Origin of the sequence: uncultured Salinibacterium sp., assembly GCF_963974405.1 — a bacterium.
Lineage (GTDB): Bacteria > Actinomycetota > Actinomycetes > Actinomycetales > Microbacteriaceae > Rhodoglobus.
In genome coordinates, this window is record NZ_CAXBBH010000004.1 from 156,007 (window position 1) to 170,570 (window position 14,564).

General features: G+C 61.6%; 15 protein-coding genes. All 15 read right to left on the minus strand.

Translation table 11 applies throughout. The features are described from left to right. Positions 1 to 14: 14 nt before the first annotated feature. Positions 15 to 689: a (d)CMP kinase gene (cmk, locus tag AACZ26_RS13120; RefSeq protein ID WP_339622226.1), complete on the minus strand. Its 675-nt coding sequence runs from the start codon at positions 687 to 689 to the stop codon at positions 15 to 17. After that, a complete protein-coding gene (locus tag AACZ26_RS13125) occupies positions 686 to 1,768 on the minus strand; it encodes a prephenate dehydrogenase (RefSeq protein ID WP_339622227.1) in 1,083 nt (360 codons plus the stop codon). The genes cmk and AACZ26_RS13125 overlap by 4 nt, the downstream gene beginning before the upstream one ends. After that, positions 1,765 to 2,538: a pseudouridine synthase gene (locus AACZ26_RS13130; protein ID WP_339622228.1), complete on the minus strand. Its 774-nt coding sequence runs from the start codon at positions 2,536 to 2,538 to the stop codon at positions 1,765 to 1,767. The genes AACZ26_RS13125 and AACZ26_RS13130 overlap by 4 nt, the downstream gene beginning before the upstream one ends. After that, positions 2,525 to 3,160: an SMC-Scp complex subunit ScpB gene (locus tag AACZ26_RS13135; protein WP_339622230.1), complete on the minus strand. Its 636-nt coding sequence runs from the start codon at positions 3,158 to 3,160 to the stop codon at positions 2,525 to 2,527. The genes AACZ26_RS13130 and AACZ26_RS13135 overlap by 14 nt, the downstream gene beginning before the upstream one ends. Then, positions 3,150 to 4,016 carry a ScpA family protein gene (locus AACZ26_RS13140; RefSeq protein WP_339622233.1) on the minus strand — a complete coding sequence of 289 codons (867 nt, stop codon included), beginning with the start codon at positions 4,014 to 4,016 and terminating at the stop codon, positions 3,150 to 3,152. The genes AACZ26_RS13135 and AACZ26_RS13140 overlap by 11 nt, the downstream gene beginning before the upstream one ends. Beyond that, positions 4,000 to 4,887, minus strand: coding sequence for a ParA family protein (locus AACZ26_RS13145; protein WP_339622235.1), 888 nt, complete (start codon positions 4,885 to 4,887; stop codon positions 4,000 to 4,002). Before AACZ26_RS13145 ends, AACZ26_RS13140 begins: the two co-directional genes overlap by 17 nt. A 121-nt stretch (positions 4,888 to 5,008) precedes the next feature. Then, entirely contained in the window at positions 5,009 to 5,944 is a 936-nt protein-coding gene (locus AACZ26_RS13150; RefSeq protein WP_339622236.1) for a site-specific tyrosine recombinase XerD, read from the minus strand. A gap of 23 nt (positions 5,945 to 5,967) precedes the next feature. Beyond that, positions 5,968 to 6,600, minus strand: a complete 633-nt coding sequence (locus AACZ26_RS13155; protein ID WP_339622237.1) for an NUDIX hydrolase — start codon at positions 6,598 to 6,600, stop codon at positions 5,968 to 5,970. Beyond that, complete coding sequence (locus AACZ26_RS13160) at positions 6,590 to 8,290, minus strand: CTP synthase (protein WP_339622239.1); 1,701 nt, start codon at positions 8,288 to 8,290, stop codon at positions 6,590 to 6,592. The genes AACZ26_RS13155 and AACZ26_RS13160 overlap by 11 nt, the downstream gene beginning before the upstream one ends. Positions 8,291 to 8,372: 82 nt before the next feature. Continuing rightward, positions 8,373 to 10,079 carry a DNA repair protein RecN gene (gene recN, locus AACZ26_RS13165; protein WP_339622241.1) on the minus strand — a complete coding sequence of 569 codons (1,707 nt, stop codon included), beginning with the start codon at positions 10,077 to 10,079 and terminating at the stop codon, positions 8,373 to 8,375. Next, entirely contained in the window at positions 10,076 to 11,020 is a 945-nt protein-coding gene (locus tag AACZ26_RS13170) for an NAD kinase (protein ID WP_339622243.1), read from the minus strand. Before AACZ26_RS13170 ends, recN begins: the two co-directional genes overlap by 4 nt. A gap of 54 nt (positions 11,021 to 11,074) precedes the next feature. Continuing rightward, on the minus strand, positions 11,075 to 11,869 hold the full coding sequence (locus tag AACZ26_RS13175) for a TlyA family RNA methyltransferase (protein WP_339622245.1): 795 nt from the start codon (positions 11,867 to 11,869) through the stop codon (positions 11,075 to 11,077). Then, a complete protein-coding gene (locus tag AACZ26_RS13180; RefSeq protein WP_339622247.1) occupies positions 11,862 to 12,014 on the minus strand; it encodes a hypothetical protein in 153 nt (50 codons plus the stop codon). Before AACZ26_RS13180 ends, AACZ26_RS13175 begins: the two co-directional genes overlap by 8 nt. Before the next feature lie 2 nt (positions 12,015 to 12,016). Beyond that, positions 12,017 to 13,015 (minus strand): HAD-IIA family hydrolase, encoded by a 999-nt coding sequence (locus AACZ26_RS13185; protein WP_339622248.1) that lies wholly within the window; start codon positions 13,013 to 13,015, stop codon positions 12,017 to 12,019. Beyond that, complete coding sequence (locus AACZ26_RS13190) at positions 13,005 to 14,432, minus strand: primosomal protein (RefSeq protein ID WP_339622250.1); 1,428 nt, start codon at positions 14,430 to 14,432, stop codon at positions 13,005 to 13,007. Before AACZ26_RS13190 ends, AACZ26_RS13185 begins: the two co-directional genes overlap by 11 nt. Positions 14,433 to 14,564: the final 132 nt, after the last annotated feature.

Here is a 14,564-nt window from a genome sequence, read left to right on the forward strand (position 1 = left end):
GGGTAGTCCTTTGTTTACATGCTGGAGCGAACGAAACTCGCGACGGCCGTCACGGTTTGATCGAAGTCAAGATTGGTGGAGTCAATGGTGATGACTCCCTCGGCGGCGTTCATGAAGTCCACGACTTTGGAGTCCTGCGCATCTCGATAACTGAGTTGTTGCGCCGTTGTCGCGCTCGATTCTCCGGAGAGTTCGGCCGCACGTCTTCCCATCCTAGCTTCTTCACTGGCTGTGAGCAGAATTCGAGCCTGAGCGTCCGGTGCAACAACCGTCGTAATGTCGCGGCCTTCGACCACAATTCCGGGTTTGTCGCTGCTCGCCATGATGCTGCGGAACAGGTTCACCATGTACTCGCGCACTTCAGGCACGCGTGCAATGTTGGACACAACACTCGTGATGCGAGGCTCGCGGATGTCGTTGGTCACGATCTCCGAGTCGACCTTCACAAAGTAGTTGTCGGGGTCGATGCCGATCATGTACTCGAACCGCGGGAGCGTTTCGATCACGTCACCGGGACCGAGAGTGTCCACCCCGCGCTCGAGGCAGTGCAGCGCGAAACCGCGGTAGGCGGCACCGGTGTCGAGATAGTCGAACCCGAGTTCGCGAGCGGTCGCTTTCGACACACTCGATTTTCCGCTGCCGGCCGGCCCGTCGACGGCCACAACAACAAAGGAGGGGTTCTTATTCACGCGAAGGTCTCTGCAATCTTCCATCCGCGAGCTTCGAGCTCGCTCAACAAGGTGGCTTCTTTCTCGGGCAGTACCGAGATTTCGGCGAGGCCGAACTGGGCTCCCGGTGAATGCTCCAGCCGCAAGTCTTCCATGTTCACATTCGCTTCGCCGATTTCGGTGAGCAGTCGTGCGAGCTCGCCCGGCTTGTCATCGACCATCACGACGAGCTGACTGAAGTGTTTGCTCGTTCCGTGCTTGCCAGGAAGGCGCGAAACCCCGGCGTTGCCGCCCGCGAGCACTTCGGCCAGAGCGCGACGCGAGCCCGGAGCATCCGGATTCTCGAGCGCCTCGATAGCAACGCCCAACTCGGCCTGAAGTTCACGAAGAACCTCGGCAACGGGGCCAGCATTGGCACCCAAAATCTGCACCCACAGTTCGGGCGCACTCGAGGCAATGCGGGTCGTATCGCGCAGTCCTTGACCGGCAAGAGCGACAGCGGCATCGGATGCTCCCGCCAACCGGTGCGCGAGCAAACTCGCCACCACTTGGGGAACGTGCGAAATCAGAGCCACCGCGTCGTCGTGCTCGGAGGCAGACATTGTGACAGGAATAGCACCAAGCTCAATCACGACATCTTCAATGGCGCGACGACGGAAGGGTTCTCCCCTGCCAATCACCCACGGGCGACCGATGAAAAGATCTGCGCGGGCCGAAATGGCCCCACCGCGCTCGCGTCCGGCCAGCGGATGCGAACCGACATAGCGATCGAGGTCGGCACCCAGCGCGATGAGTTCGTCAATCACGCCGACCTTCACGCTGGCGACATCCGTGACCGTCGCTTGCGGCCAGGCTCGCAGTTCGCTCGCGACAACGTCAGCCGTGACATCCGGCGGAACCGCCACAATCACGAGCGAAGGCTTGTCGTCGGGCTGTGGTGCACGGCCGGCGCCATAGTCGATTGCGAGGGTCGAATTGGTGCGCGACGCATCATGCAGAATCACGTCAACACCCTTGGCCCGCAGACCGTGACCGATGCTGGCACCGAGAAGTCCAGCACCCACGATGCGCACTTGCCCAGTGATGCGGCCTAGATTCACGAGCGCTCCTCGGCGTCACGGGCGATCGTCAAGACCGCACCCAGCTCCACTTTGGTGAGGTTGCGGGTTTTGCCCACTCCGAGGCTGCCCAAGTTGAGGGGACCAAATTGACGACGAACCAGATCAATCACGGGATGACCAACAGCTTCCATCATCCGACGCACGATGCGGTTGCGGCCCGAGTGAAGGGTCAATTCAACAATCGTTTCGTCGTTAACAGCGCGACCAATCGCGCGAGCCTTATCAGCGACGATCGGGCCATCTTCGAGCTCGATGCCCTTAGTGAGCTGCGCGATTGTCTGCGCGCTCACGATGCCTTCCACCTTGGCAATGTAGGTCTTCGTGACACCGAACGACGGGTGCGCAAGGACGTGGGCGAGCTCGCCATCGTTGGTGAGAACGATCAAACCCGAGGTCTGAACGTCGAGGCGACCGACGTTAAACAAACGTTCGTCGTAGTTGCCGGTGAACTGCTGAAGATCGGGGCGACCACTCTCATCCGCCATCGAGCTCACAACACCCACAGGCTTGTTGAGCATGACGTAGCGCTTAGTCGTGTCGAGTTGGATGGCCGAACCATCCACGGTGACACGGTCGCTCGGCTTCACGCGACGACCAGCTTCTTCGACGACCTTGCCATTGACGGCAACGCGGCCTTGGTAGATCAAATCTTCTGACACACGGCGGGAGGCAACTCCAGCAGCGGCCATTACTTTTTGAAGGCGTTCGCCTTCGGGGTGAGCGGCGCCTGCGCCATTAGCGTTGTTCATCAAAACCGTCCGAACCATCAGATAAAAGTGGCGAGATGGGAGGCAACTCGGCAATGGAGTTGATCCCCAATTGCACGAGCATGAGCTCCGTTGTTTCGTAATGGATGGCGCCCGTCTCGTTGTCGGTAAACGCCTCCGTAATAAGTCCTCGGCTCAGCAGTGTACGCACTACCGAGTCAACATTCACTGCGCGTACGGCAGCGATCGACCCGCGACTGATCGGTTGCTTGTACGCAATCACCGCAAGAGTCTCGAGCGCAGCCTGGCTGAGGCGGGCTGGATTCTGCGTATAGACGAAATCGCGCACAGCAGCGTCGTAGTCGGCACGCACGTAAATGCGCCATCCGCCACCCACCTCGCGCAGTTCGAAACCTCGACGTGGGCCATCGCCCTCACCATCAAAATCGGCGCACAACGCTGTTATCGTCGCGCGGATTTCGGCAACGGGAGCGTTGAGCGCTGTCGCCAAGCTGACGAGGCTCTGCGGCTGATCGGCAACCATGAAAATCGCTTCGAGCCCGCGGGCGAGATCGACAACGGGACCAGCCGCGACTTCTTCTGCCGCCTGCTCCGCCTCTGCCTCTGCCTGCTCAGTCTCGGGTTGCTCAGTCTCAGTTTCCATAATCAGCTCCCAGATTAGCGAGGCTATCGTCTGACCAGTGCTCAGCGGTCCAGCGGACAGTCAATTCGCCCAGGGGTTCAATCTGTTCAAAGGCCACATTCGCCCCGCGATACAGCTCCAACACGGCCAAGAAGCGCGCCACAACAACGCCCTTGAGCTCGGCGCCGGCAACGAGCTGGCGGAACGTCATCGGCTCCCCCGCGCGCAACAGCGCGACGACGTGAGCGGCCTGTTCCCGGATGCTGATGAGCGGTGCGTGCAAATGGTCAAGTCCCACACTCGGAATCTCTCGCGGCGTGAACGCGAGAGTCGCGAGTGCAGCAAAATCGTCGAGGCTCAGCGTCCACACGAGTTCCGGAGTTTGAGAGCGGTACTTCTCTTCCAACCGCACCGAACGCACCGTTCGGGTCGCTTCGGCTTCAAAGTGCGAACCAAACCAATCACTGGCCTGTTTGAACGCTCGGTACTGCAGCAGTCGCGCGAAGAGCAAGTCTCGGGCTTCGAGAAGCGCAACGTCTTCGGCATCTACAAGCTCTCCCTGAGGAAGGAGCCCGGCCACCTTGAGGTCGAGCAGCGTGGCCGCGACAACCAAGAATTCGCTGGCCTGATCGAGTTCGTCGATGTCATCCCCACCATCGGGAGATTCGAAGTCGCGCAGGTACGCAATGAATTCGTCGGTGATCTTGGAGAGCGACACCTCGGTGATGTCGAGCTCGTGCTTCGTGATGAGCGACAACAGCAGATCGAAGGGCCCGTTGAAGTTGCTGAGAGAAACAGAGAATCCTGTCGCCGGGGTCTCGGCATCGTCGGCACCGCTGACGGCCGGCGCCTCAACGTCGCTAGGCGACGGCGCCACGGGCAATCAGCTCTCGCGCCACCTGGCGGTAGGAGTGCGCCGCAGAGTGGTCGGGGGCGAAGGTCGTGATGGGCGCACCGGCGACGCTCGCATCGGGGAACTTCACCGTGCGACCGATCACGGTTTCGAGAACATCGTCACCGAAGTTCTCCACGACGCGTTCGAGCACTTCACGCGAGTGAAGGGTGCGCGCATCAAACATCGTCGCGAGGATACCGTCGAGCTTGATCGCGGGGTTCAAGCGATCCTGAACCTTTTCGATCGTCTCGACAAGCAGGGCAACACCGCGCAGTGCAAAGAATTCGCACTCGAGCGGGATGAGCACGCCGTGAGCGGCGGTGAGCGCATTGACCGTGAGGAGGCCGAGCGAGGGCTGGCAGTCGATCAGGATGACGTCGTACTGATCGCTGACCTTGCGCAGTACGCGCGCCAGAATCGTTTCGCGCGCAACCTCGTTGACGAGGTGCACTTCAGCGGCCGACAGGTCAATGTTGGCCGGGATGACGTCGAGACCGGGCACGTTCGTGTGCACGATCGCTTCTGCCGGGTTCTTGATGGTGCCCAGCAGTAGGTCGTAAATGGTCGGTACATCGTGCGTGGGAACACCGAGACCTGCCGAGAGCGCGCCCTGGGGGTCAAAGTCGATTGCCAGTACGCGACGACCGTATTCAGCAAACGAAGCACCGAGGTTGATGGTCGTCGTGGTCTTGCCGACGCCACCCTTCTGGTTGCACAGCGAAATGATGCGTGCCGGGCCGTGACCGTCGAGCGGCGGCGGTTCCGGAAAGTTGGTGATCGGCCGGCCGGTTGGACCCATTGCCTGAACATCCAACCCTGCCAGCGTCGATTCGTTCTCACGCTGTGTACTCATGCGAAAAGTTTACGTCGCGCTTTCGTTGCAGCCTGCGCTCCCACGCGCGAACACGACAGGGTCGCCTCTACCAAAGGTTGAAGGTTTGAACGCGCGACACGCCCTAACCCGTCGGGCATCGCTAGCGTGCTCGGGGGTGCGCGGTCGTATACATATCGCGCAGGGTGTCGGCGGTGACCATCGTGTAGATCTGGGTCGTCGCCACCGAGGAATGTCCCAGCAGCTCTTGCACGACACGCACATCCGCACCGCCCGAGAGCAAATGGGTGGCGAACGAGTGTCGAAACGTGTGGGGCGAAATATCGATCCCCAGTTCAGCCCGCTCTGCCGCAGACTGGATGATCAACCACACATTCTGGCGCGATAACCGAGCCCCGCGCGCCCCCAAGAACAGTGCTGGCGTCGAAGCCCCCTTCACTGAGAGCGCCGGGCGAGCACGAACCAGATACGTCGAAATCGCTGCCTGCGCAAAACTACCCACGGGAACGATTCGCTGCTTATTGCCTTTGCCCAGCAAGCGCACAATATCGCCGTCGATCATGTCGTCGACGTTGAGCGCCGTGACCTCCGACACTCGAGCGCCGGTCGCATAGAGAAGCTCAAGCAGCGCGGTATTGCGGAGAGAAATGCTCTCGTCACCGGGAAACGAGCCCAACACTGCCGTCATTTGTTCAATCGAAATCGCCTTCGGTAGGCGCAGGGGTTGCTTCGGGATTGCCACCGTGTGAGCAACGTCCTCGACAGCAAGAGACTCGTCGACAAAAAAGGTGTGGAGACCGCGAACCGTCGAGAGCATGCGCGCGACAGACGATGCCGCGAGTGGGCTCTCAGTGTCGGCTCTCAAACTGTGCGCAAAAGCGGTGACGTCATCCGCTGTCACGATGTCGGGAGCGGCTCGACCGCGGTCGCTCAAGAACGCTCGATACCTGTCGAGGTCGCGACGATAGGCCGCAAGAGTGTTTGCCGATAGCCCGCGCTCGATCGCGAGATGCCGTAGATAGCGCTCAGCAGCCACCGCAATAGCGTTCTTCGCTGCGGGACGCGTCGACTCGGTCATGTCGCTCAACCTACCGCGAGAGGCTACTCAGAGTAGTTACGCGGATGCCGCGGCCACGGCGCGTTGGCGTCACCGAGCGTGCTCCAGCCCCGGTCGCGCCCCAATTGCGCCGCCAAGAGTCCCAGGCACAGAATCGAGTTCTGCACGCGACGCTCTAGCACCGCCTCCACAGCATCTTCGAGCGGAACCCAACGCAACTCGATCCCTGCCTCTTCGGCGTAGCGATCGAACACTTCACCTGTCGCACTTACGCCGCGCGCGAGGTAGATGCGCACGGCCTCGTTGCTGCCGCCGGGCGAGGTCAACATTTCGCTCAGCACATGCCACGACTCGGCCTGTAAGTCAGTCTCTTCTGCAAGCTCACGCTGAGCCGCAACGAGCGGCGACTCGTTGAGCACGTCGAGCAGCCCTGCCGGAAGTTCCCAATCGCGCAAGCGCACCGGATGCCGGTACTGCTTGATCAGCAAAACACGGTCACGCTCATCCAGGGCCAGCACCGCAACGGCGCCAGTGTGGTTGACGAACTCGCGCGTGATGGCGGTTCCGCCGAGCTGAAAACGCTCGCGGTCCACATTCCAGACGTGCCCGGCGAACACCGTTTCGGTGCCGACAAGCTCGGGTGTTACGTGGTCATCGCTGAGTTGGTTATGCATCATCCTGCTCGGTCACCTCAAAGAGGCGGTTGGACTTTTGGCGCTCGAGCGCAGCGGCGACGAGGCCGCGGAAGAGCGGGTGCGCGTGGTTGGGACGCGAGAGAAGCTCGGGGTGTGCTTGCGTTCCCACGTAGTAGGGGTGCACTTCGCGCGGCAATTCGACGAACTCGACGAGAGTGCGGTCGGGCGAGATTCCGGAGAACGTCAGTCCGGCATCCGCAATTTGCTTGCGGTAGTCGTTGTTCACTTCGTAACGGTGGCGGTGACGTTCGGCAGCGGTGGGAGCGCCGTAGATCTCTTCGACGATCGAGCCGGGTTCGAGGTTCGCGTTGTAGAGACCGAGACGCATCGTGCCGCCCATGTCTCCGCCCGCAATAATGTCGACCTGCTCGGCCATCGTGGCGATAACCGGGTACTTCGTGTGCGTGTCGAACTCGGTGGATGACGCGCCTTCGAGGCCAGCCATGTCGCGCGCATATTCGATCACCATGCACTGCAGGCCGAGGCAGATTCCGAGAGCGGGAATGCCGTTCTCACGCACAAACTTGAGGGCGCCGAGCTTGCCCTCGATGCCGCGCACGCCAAAGCCGCCCGGCACGATGATGCCGTCAAGGTCGGCCAAGTGCTTGGCTGCACCTTCGGGAGTTTCGCACTCGTCGGAGGGCACCCAGCGGATGTTGACCTTGGCGTTGTTGGCGAAACCACCGGCGCGCAACGCTTCGGTGACTGACAGGTACGCGTCGGGCAGGTCGATGTACTTGCCGACGAGTCCGATAGTGGTCTCGTGCTTGGGGTTGTGGACGGCTTCGAGAAGTTCGCTCCAGCCATCCCAGTTGACCGAGGTAGCTTCGAGACCGAGCTGGTTGATGATGTAGGCGTCGAGACCTTGGCTGTGCAGCATTTCCGGGATGTCGTAGATGCTGGCCGCGTCGGTGGCGTTGACGACGGCGTCTTCTTCGACGTCGCACATGAGCGCGATTTTGCGCTTGTTTGATTCGGAGACGGGGCGGTCGCTGCGCAGCACGAGCGCGTCGGGCTGGATGCCGATCGAGCGCAGGGCGGCAACGGAGTGCTGGGTGGGCTTGGTCTTCTGTTCGCCGGATGCTGCCATGAAGGGCACAAGCGATACATGAACGAAGAAGACGTTTTTGCGGCCGAGTTCGTGGCGAACTTGGCGGGCCGATTCGATGAACGGCAGGCTTTCGATGTCGCCGACGGTTCCACCGATTTCAGTGATGATGACGTCGGGCTGCGGGTTCTCGTCGTTAAACGGGCCAGCGGCCTGCAGGCGCATGCGGCGCTTGATTTCGTCGGTGATGTGCGGGATGACTTGCACGGTGTCACCGAGGTATTCACCGCGACGCTCTTTGGCGATCACTTCGGAGTAGATCTGTCCGGTAGTGACGTTGGCTGCCTGGTTGAGTTTGATGTCGAGGAAGCGCTCGTAGTGTCCGATGTCGAGGTCGGTTTCGGCGCCATCGTCGGTGACGAAGACTTCACCGTGTTGGAAGGGGTTCATGGTGCCGGGATCCACGTTCAGATAGGGATCCAGCTTCTGCATGACGACGCGGAGCCCGCGTGCTGTCAGCAGGTTTCCGAGACTCGCCGCCGTGAGGCCTTTACCGAGAGAAGAGACAACTCCTCCGGTGACGAAGATGTGCTTTGTTACGACCGCGTTTTGATTGTCCACCACGGGGTTCTATCGTATGCCACGACCGACGTATTTGTCGCCGCCTTGGGGCGTTTCGTTATCGGCTTAACAGCTTGCGTGAGGTTTAGCGGTTCGCAGTCTCACGCTCACTGGCTGTCTGGAGAAGTTCGCGAGCATGGGCAAGGCCAGATTCGGAGTCGGGCAGGCCCGAGAGCAGTCGTGCCATTTCAGAGATGCGCGCCTCCCCTTCAAGCTTGTGAACGCTGGATGCCGTGACCGATCCGTCGTCGCCCTTGATAACGCTGAGGTGGTTGTCCGCAAACGCGGCGACCTGGGCTAGGTGCGTCACCACAATCACTTGCGCGGTGCGACTGAGCTGAGCCAAGCGCTTACCGATCTCGATTGCGGCGGCACCGCCGACTCCGGCATCCACTTCGTCGAAGATGAACGTCGGTACGGGGTCGTTGCCCGCGATAACAACTTCGATCGCGAGCATCACACGCGAAAGCTCGCCCCCGGAAGCGCCCTTACCGAGTGGTCGCGGAGGTGCACCGGGGTGAGGACGCAGCAGTATCGCGACTTCGTCTTTTCCGCTGAGCGAATAGTCGCTGCGGTCTTCGACGGTCACGACGATTTCGGCGTTCGCCATCGCCAGATGAGTCAGCTCGTTGCTGACATCCGCTGCCAGTCGTGCTGCACTCGTCGTTCGTACCTCGCTGACGCGCGCGGCAAGTTCAATAAGCTCTGTCTGGTCAGCTTCGACTTGCGCCCGCAGCTCGTCGATGCGCGTGGAGTCGTTATCGAGTTCCAGAAGTCGCTGGCTGCCGGTGTCGAGCACATCAACGACATCGTCGAGGCTCATGCCGTGCTTGCGCACGAGAGCGGAAAGCTGGCTGCGGCGTTCTTCGACCTGTTCGAGTTCTCGACTGCCGTCAGCATCCAAGCCCGCAAGGTAGCCGGCGAGATCGGTCGAGATTTCGCCCAGAGTGATGGATGCTGCCGCCAAGGCTTCGGCAATGGCGGCGAGTTGGGCGTCATGCTCGGCGACCCGCTCAAGCCCTCGCTGGGCACTGGAGAGCAACGCGACCACGTCGGACCCCTCCTCCGCGGCATCCGCAGACAAGACCGCGTGGGCACTTTCAGCCGCGAGCCGTAGCCCTTCGAGATTTGACAGTCGGTCGGCGCGCTCAGTGAGCTCGACGTCTTCTCCGCGACGCACCTCGGCTGCTTCAATCTCGTTGATAGCAACCCGGAGTTCCTCGGCTTCGCGACTGCGCAGATCGCTTTCTGCGATCAGCACATCGAGCTCTCCTTGAGCCGCTTGCCAGCGCCGGAACACGGTTTGATACTGCTCGAGAACTGTCGCCAATTCGGAACCGGCAAAACGATCGAGCGCATTGCGCTGGGCAGTGGACGACTTGAGGCGAATTTGCTCGGACTGCCCGTGCACCACAACAAGCTGATCTCCGAGTTCGGTCAGCACACCCACGGGAGCACTACGGCCGCCGACAACGGCACGACTGCGACCCTCACGAGCGACGGTGCGTACGAGAAGAAGCTCACCCTCATCGACGTCGCCACCCGCATCGCGAACACGGTCGGCAACGGCCGATTCCGGATCGATGACCCATCGGCCCTCGACGGATGCTTGGTCGCTGTCAGCGCGAATAGCGGTGGGGTCAGCTCGCTCCCCCAGCAGCAGCCCAAGCGCGGTGACGACCATTGTCTTTCCGGCGCCGGTCTCGCCGGTGAGGGCAGTGAATCCGGGGCTCAGCGGAAGCCGGGCCGAGGCGATAACACCGAGGTCGCGAATGGAGATCTCTTCGATCACGAGTGGGTTCCCTCCTCCGATGCTGGCCCACGCCATCCGTTGACGGGCAAATTGAACTTCTTGACGAGACGGTCAGTGAATGGACCTTGCGACAGTCGGGCCAGTCTCACCGGCACGGGCGAGCGGCGCACAACGACGCGGGCGCCACGGGGAAGATCGTAGGCACGCCGGCCATCGCACCACAAGACACCCGTTCCCATGTTGCGACCAAGCACTTCGACGGCCAGCGCCGAATCAGGCCCCACGACGAGGGGTCGCGCAAAGAGAGCGTGAGCGCTCAGCGGCACAAGAAGCAAAGCATCGAGGCTCGGCCACACGACTGGCCCGCCCGCGGAGAAAGCGTAGGCGGTCGACCCTGTTGGCGTGGACATGACCACGCCGTCACAACCGAAGGACGAGAGCGGGCGACCATCGACCTCGATGACCACTTCGAGCATCCGCTCGCGACTCGCTTTTTCGACAGTCGCTTCATTCAGAGCCCACGTTTCGTAGACGACCTCGGAATCGACCTTCACCCGAACGGACAGAGTCATGCGCTCTTCGACGAGGTAGTCGCGCGCCAGAGCGCGTTCAACAGTAGAGGTGAGTTCTTCGCGCTCGCTCTCAGCCAAGAACCCCACGTGGCCCAGATTGACGCCGAGCAGAGGTGCACTGCAGCCTCGTGTGAGTTCAGCCGCGCGGAGGATGGTGCCGTCGCCGCCGAGCACAATCACGAGCTCAAGCTCTCCGGTCTCAACCTCGTTGCCCAAGCGCCGCACCGGCGAGAGGTCAGGTTCGGCTTGCGAGATAGTTTCGTAGCTATCCGGAGACAGCACAGGCACAATGCCAGCACCAATAAGTTGACGGCACACAGAAATGGCAGCGGTGAGCGACTCAGCGCGCCCCGTGTGAGCGATGACCAGGATGTGGCGGTCAGAAGCATGAGAGTTCTCGGACTGCACCGTGCACCTCTCATTCGTAGTGAGTGTTCGATTCATCGCCACCGGGTAACGGTTTTAGGCGATAGCAGAAACCTGCGTTAACCATTCTGTCGGATTGCTGCCTGATCGTGCGCTCAACCAGACAAGATACTCACGGTTTCCTGCGTTACCGGCGATTGGTGAGGAGATGACTCCAGCGGTACCGAGTCCGAGATCCCAGGCGGCCCACAACACGCCCATGATCGCTTCATCGCGCAGCGCCGAGCCGTGCACTATTCCTTCGCGAATGTTTGTGCGCCCCACTTCGAACTGCGGCTTCACGAGCAACACATAGTCAGCGCCCTCCCCGACCGCTGCAAAGAACGCAGGCAGCACTGTGCGCAGAGAGATGAACGACAGGTCGGAGACAACAAGCGACGGGGTTTCGGATGTCCCGCTCAGTTCGGCGAGTGATTCGGCGGTGAGATACCGGGCGTTCTCTCGCTCGATAACGCGCACGCGAGCATCCGACCGGATCAGATCAACGAGCTGTCCATGACCGACGTCGAGCGCAATAACTTCGCGAGCTCCACGTTCGAGCAATACCTGCGTGAAGCCACCGGTTGATGCGCCAACATCGAGCGCTAGCCGCCCCGCGGGGTCGATAGCGAACGCCTCAAGACCCGCAACGAGTTTGTGGGCCGCGCGGCTGACGTAGTGATCGGTTTGCGCAACCTCAATGGTCTGTTCATCGGTCACTGGTGTTGATGCTTTGGGCACAGCGACGCCCGAAACGGTCACGAGATTATCGGCAATCAGCTTTGCGGCATGCGTGCGAGAGCGCGCGAGTCCACGCGCAGCCAGTGCCGCGTCGAGCCGCACGCTAGCCATTGCGCGAGAACGCGTCCTTGCCCTCGAGCTGCTGCTGCAATTGGTCATGGATCTGAGCGAACGAAGCAGCACGAGTTTCGAGTGGCTGATCCTCGATCAGGCTGAGTCGTGACATCAGTCCGTCAACGGGCGATTCGTCATCCATGCTCACGAATATAGCTCCGCTGGCACTTCAAGGGCGTAGATGGCGCTCCCCGAATTCCAAATTGCTGCTGCTCCGGCCCGCAGACGATCGATGGATGTTCCGGCCGCCGTCACTGTCAGTCGCTGTCCTTCGAGGCGCACGGTCGCCGTCCCCACTGTCGTCACTACGGCGGCGCCGTCGTGCGTGACCACGGTTTCCGGATAGGGCTCAAGTAGCCCGCGTAGGTCGTCGACAATCATTGTCGGGCGTTCTTCCGGGATGCACGCAAGCACTTGCTTCGCCTGGTCGATGCCTGTCAGCACGAGCAGCGACGGGATGCCTGCCCGGTTTGCTCCGAGGATGTCGGTGTCGAGGCGGTCGCCGATCATGATCGCGGAACGCGACTCGTAGCGGCGGAAGGCTTCTTCGAAGATCGCAACTTCGGGTTTTCCGGCGACGATCGGCAAACGGCCGACGGCGGAGTGTACGGCGGAGACAAGAGTGCCGTTGCCGGGAGCGGTGCCCCGGGCTTGGGGAATCGTCCAGTCCGTGTTGGTCGCGATCCACGGGATGCCATTCTCGCCACCAGCCAGGGCGAACGATGCTTCAGCGAGATCTTTCCAGCCCACGTGCGGAGCAAAACCCTGCACAACGGCGGCGGGTGAATCATCCGCTGACCGCGTCACCACGAAACCCGACTTTTCGAGTTCGCTCGTGAGCCCGTCGCCACCGACAACCATGATTGTTGAACCAGCGGGAACGAGATCGCGCAGCAGGCCCATCGCCGCTTGCGGCGACGTTACAACGTCGCGCGCTTCGACATGCAGCCCTAGCTCGCTCAAATGCTCTGCAACGGATGCGTCGGTGCGCGAGGCATTGTTGGTGATGTACGCCACTTGGGCGCCCTCAATCGCATTAATACTCTCGACGGCATGCTCAATAGCGTGCGGGCCGCGATAGATCACTCCATCGAGGTCAGCCAACACGAGAGAGATCCCGGTCAGCGGGGTCTTACTCGTCACGTGCGGTGCTTTCGCTGTCGTTCCCGTCCGCGTCTTCAACGATCTCCACAGCCCCATCGATACCCTCAGTTTCGAATTCAATGTCCTCTTCGATGACCTCGATCATGTCGTCGTCATCATCGCCGAGTGCTTCTGCCGCAACATCCGCTCGCGCAAACCAGGTGGCGGCGTCTTCGTCACGACCCAACTCCTCGAGAACAGTGCCGTAGGCGCCGAAGAGCGCTGGGCTGTAGCTGAAGGCCGTTGTGGGGTCGAGCTGCGGAATCTGCAACTCAACGAGCGCTTCTTCAGCCTGCCCCAGGTCGAGGCGAGCACCAGACATTGCGATAGCCAGCTCAACCTGAACGGGAATGGACAGCGTGCTGCGCTTCACGGAACGCCCGAGTTCAAGAGCCCGCTCTGGACGCTCAAGTCCGCGTTCGCTGTCGACCATCATCGGCAGTTGGTCATCACGGCCAGTGATGCGGCGGTAGGTCCGCAGTTCGCGCAAGGCGAGTGCGTAGTCACCGGTCGCGTAGGCCGTGATCGCGAGGGTTTCGCGCACAACACCGATGCGTCCAGCACGACGCGCAGCGGAGATGGCGTGTTGGTGGGCGAGCTCAGGGTCTTCTTCAATGAGCTGCGACACCATCACCAGGTGCAGAGCGACGCCTTCAGCGTTTTCTTTACTGAGTGTCTTGAGTTCATTGGATGCAACGCGGTCGAGCATTTTGGGCGTGACCCCATCGGGAATCTCGGGTGCCTGGTGGAAGGCACGGACTGACCGGATGCCGAAGGGGTCGCGATCCTCTTCAGACTCCCGTTCGCTCGCATTGCGGTCTCCACGCGCGGGGGCACCGCCCTTGGTCCACAAGCGCTTCTCGTCGGCGCCTCCGCGGCGATCGGATCCACGGTCGGGACGTCCGCCGCGCTCGGGGCGCCCTGAGCCATCGGAACGGAACGGACGTGCTGGACGATCTCCCCGATCGGGGCGATCGTCGGAACGCTGCGGGCGACCATCACGATCGCCAGAGCGGGGTGGACGCGAGTCTCTGTCGCCCGAACGCGCCGGGCGACCGTCGCGGTCCCCACTGCGAGGTGGGCGACTGTCGCGGTCGCGGTCGTTGGAGCGTGGCGGACGGCGATCGTCTCCTGCGGAGTAGTCGCGGCGGGGCGCACGGTCACTGCTGTTCTCGCCGTCGCGGCGGGGTCGGCGGTCGTCGCCTTCTGGCTTGTTACGCCAGGGGCGGTCGGAGCCGGATGCTGGCTTGCCTCGTGCGGGTCCGCCAGCGGCGTTGTCGCGACGCGGCTTTCCATCGCTGGGGCGACCTTCGCCGGGTCGACCGCCTGTGGGGCGTCCTCCGGATCGCGGCGCGCCTGAACGGCTTCCGTGGGGTCGGCTGTCTCGCCGGCCGTCGTTTCCTGACGAATCGCTCACTGTTGCTCCTGAATTAGGGATGAAACTTAACGCAAAATGGCCACCCGCTGTGTCTATTAAACACAGTGGTGGCCATTTCACAATTTAAGTCCGGCGGTGTCCTACTCTCCCACAAGGTCCCCCTTGCAGTAC

Excerpts from the sequence above, each read along its gene's own strand:
- AACZ26_RS13130 (WP_339622228.1), bottom strand. The coding sequence starts at position 2,538 with ATGAACAACGCTAATGGCGCAGGCGCCGCTCACCCCGAAGGCGAACGC.
- AACZ26_RS13135 (WP_339622230.1), bottom strand. The coding sequence starts at position 3,160 with ATGGAAACTGAGACTGAGCAACCCGAGACTGAGCAGGCAGAGGCAGAG.
- AACZ26_RS13145 (WP_339622235.1), bottom strand. The coding sequence starts at position 4,887 with ATGAGTACACAGCGTGAGAACGAATCGACGCTGGCAGGGTTGGATGTT.
- AACZ26_RS13150 (WP_339622236.1), bottom strand. The coding sequence starts at position 5,944 with ATGACCGAGTCGACGCGTCCCGCAGCGAAGAACGCTATTGCGGTGGCT.
- AACZ26_RS13155 (WP_339622237.1), bottom strand. The coding sequence starts at position 6,600 with ATGATGCATAACCAACTCAGCGATGACCACGTAACACCCGAGCTTGTC.
- AACZ26_RS13175 (WP_339622245.1), bottom strand. The coding sequence starts at position 11,869 with ATGGCTAGCGTGCGGCTCGACGCGGCACTGGCTGCGCGTGGACTCGCG.
- AACZ26_RS13180 (WP_339622247.1), bottom strand. The coding sequence starts at position 12,014 with ATGGATGACGAATCGCCCGTTGACGGACTGATGTCACGACTCAGCCTG.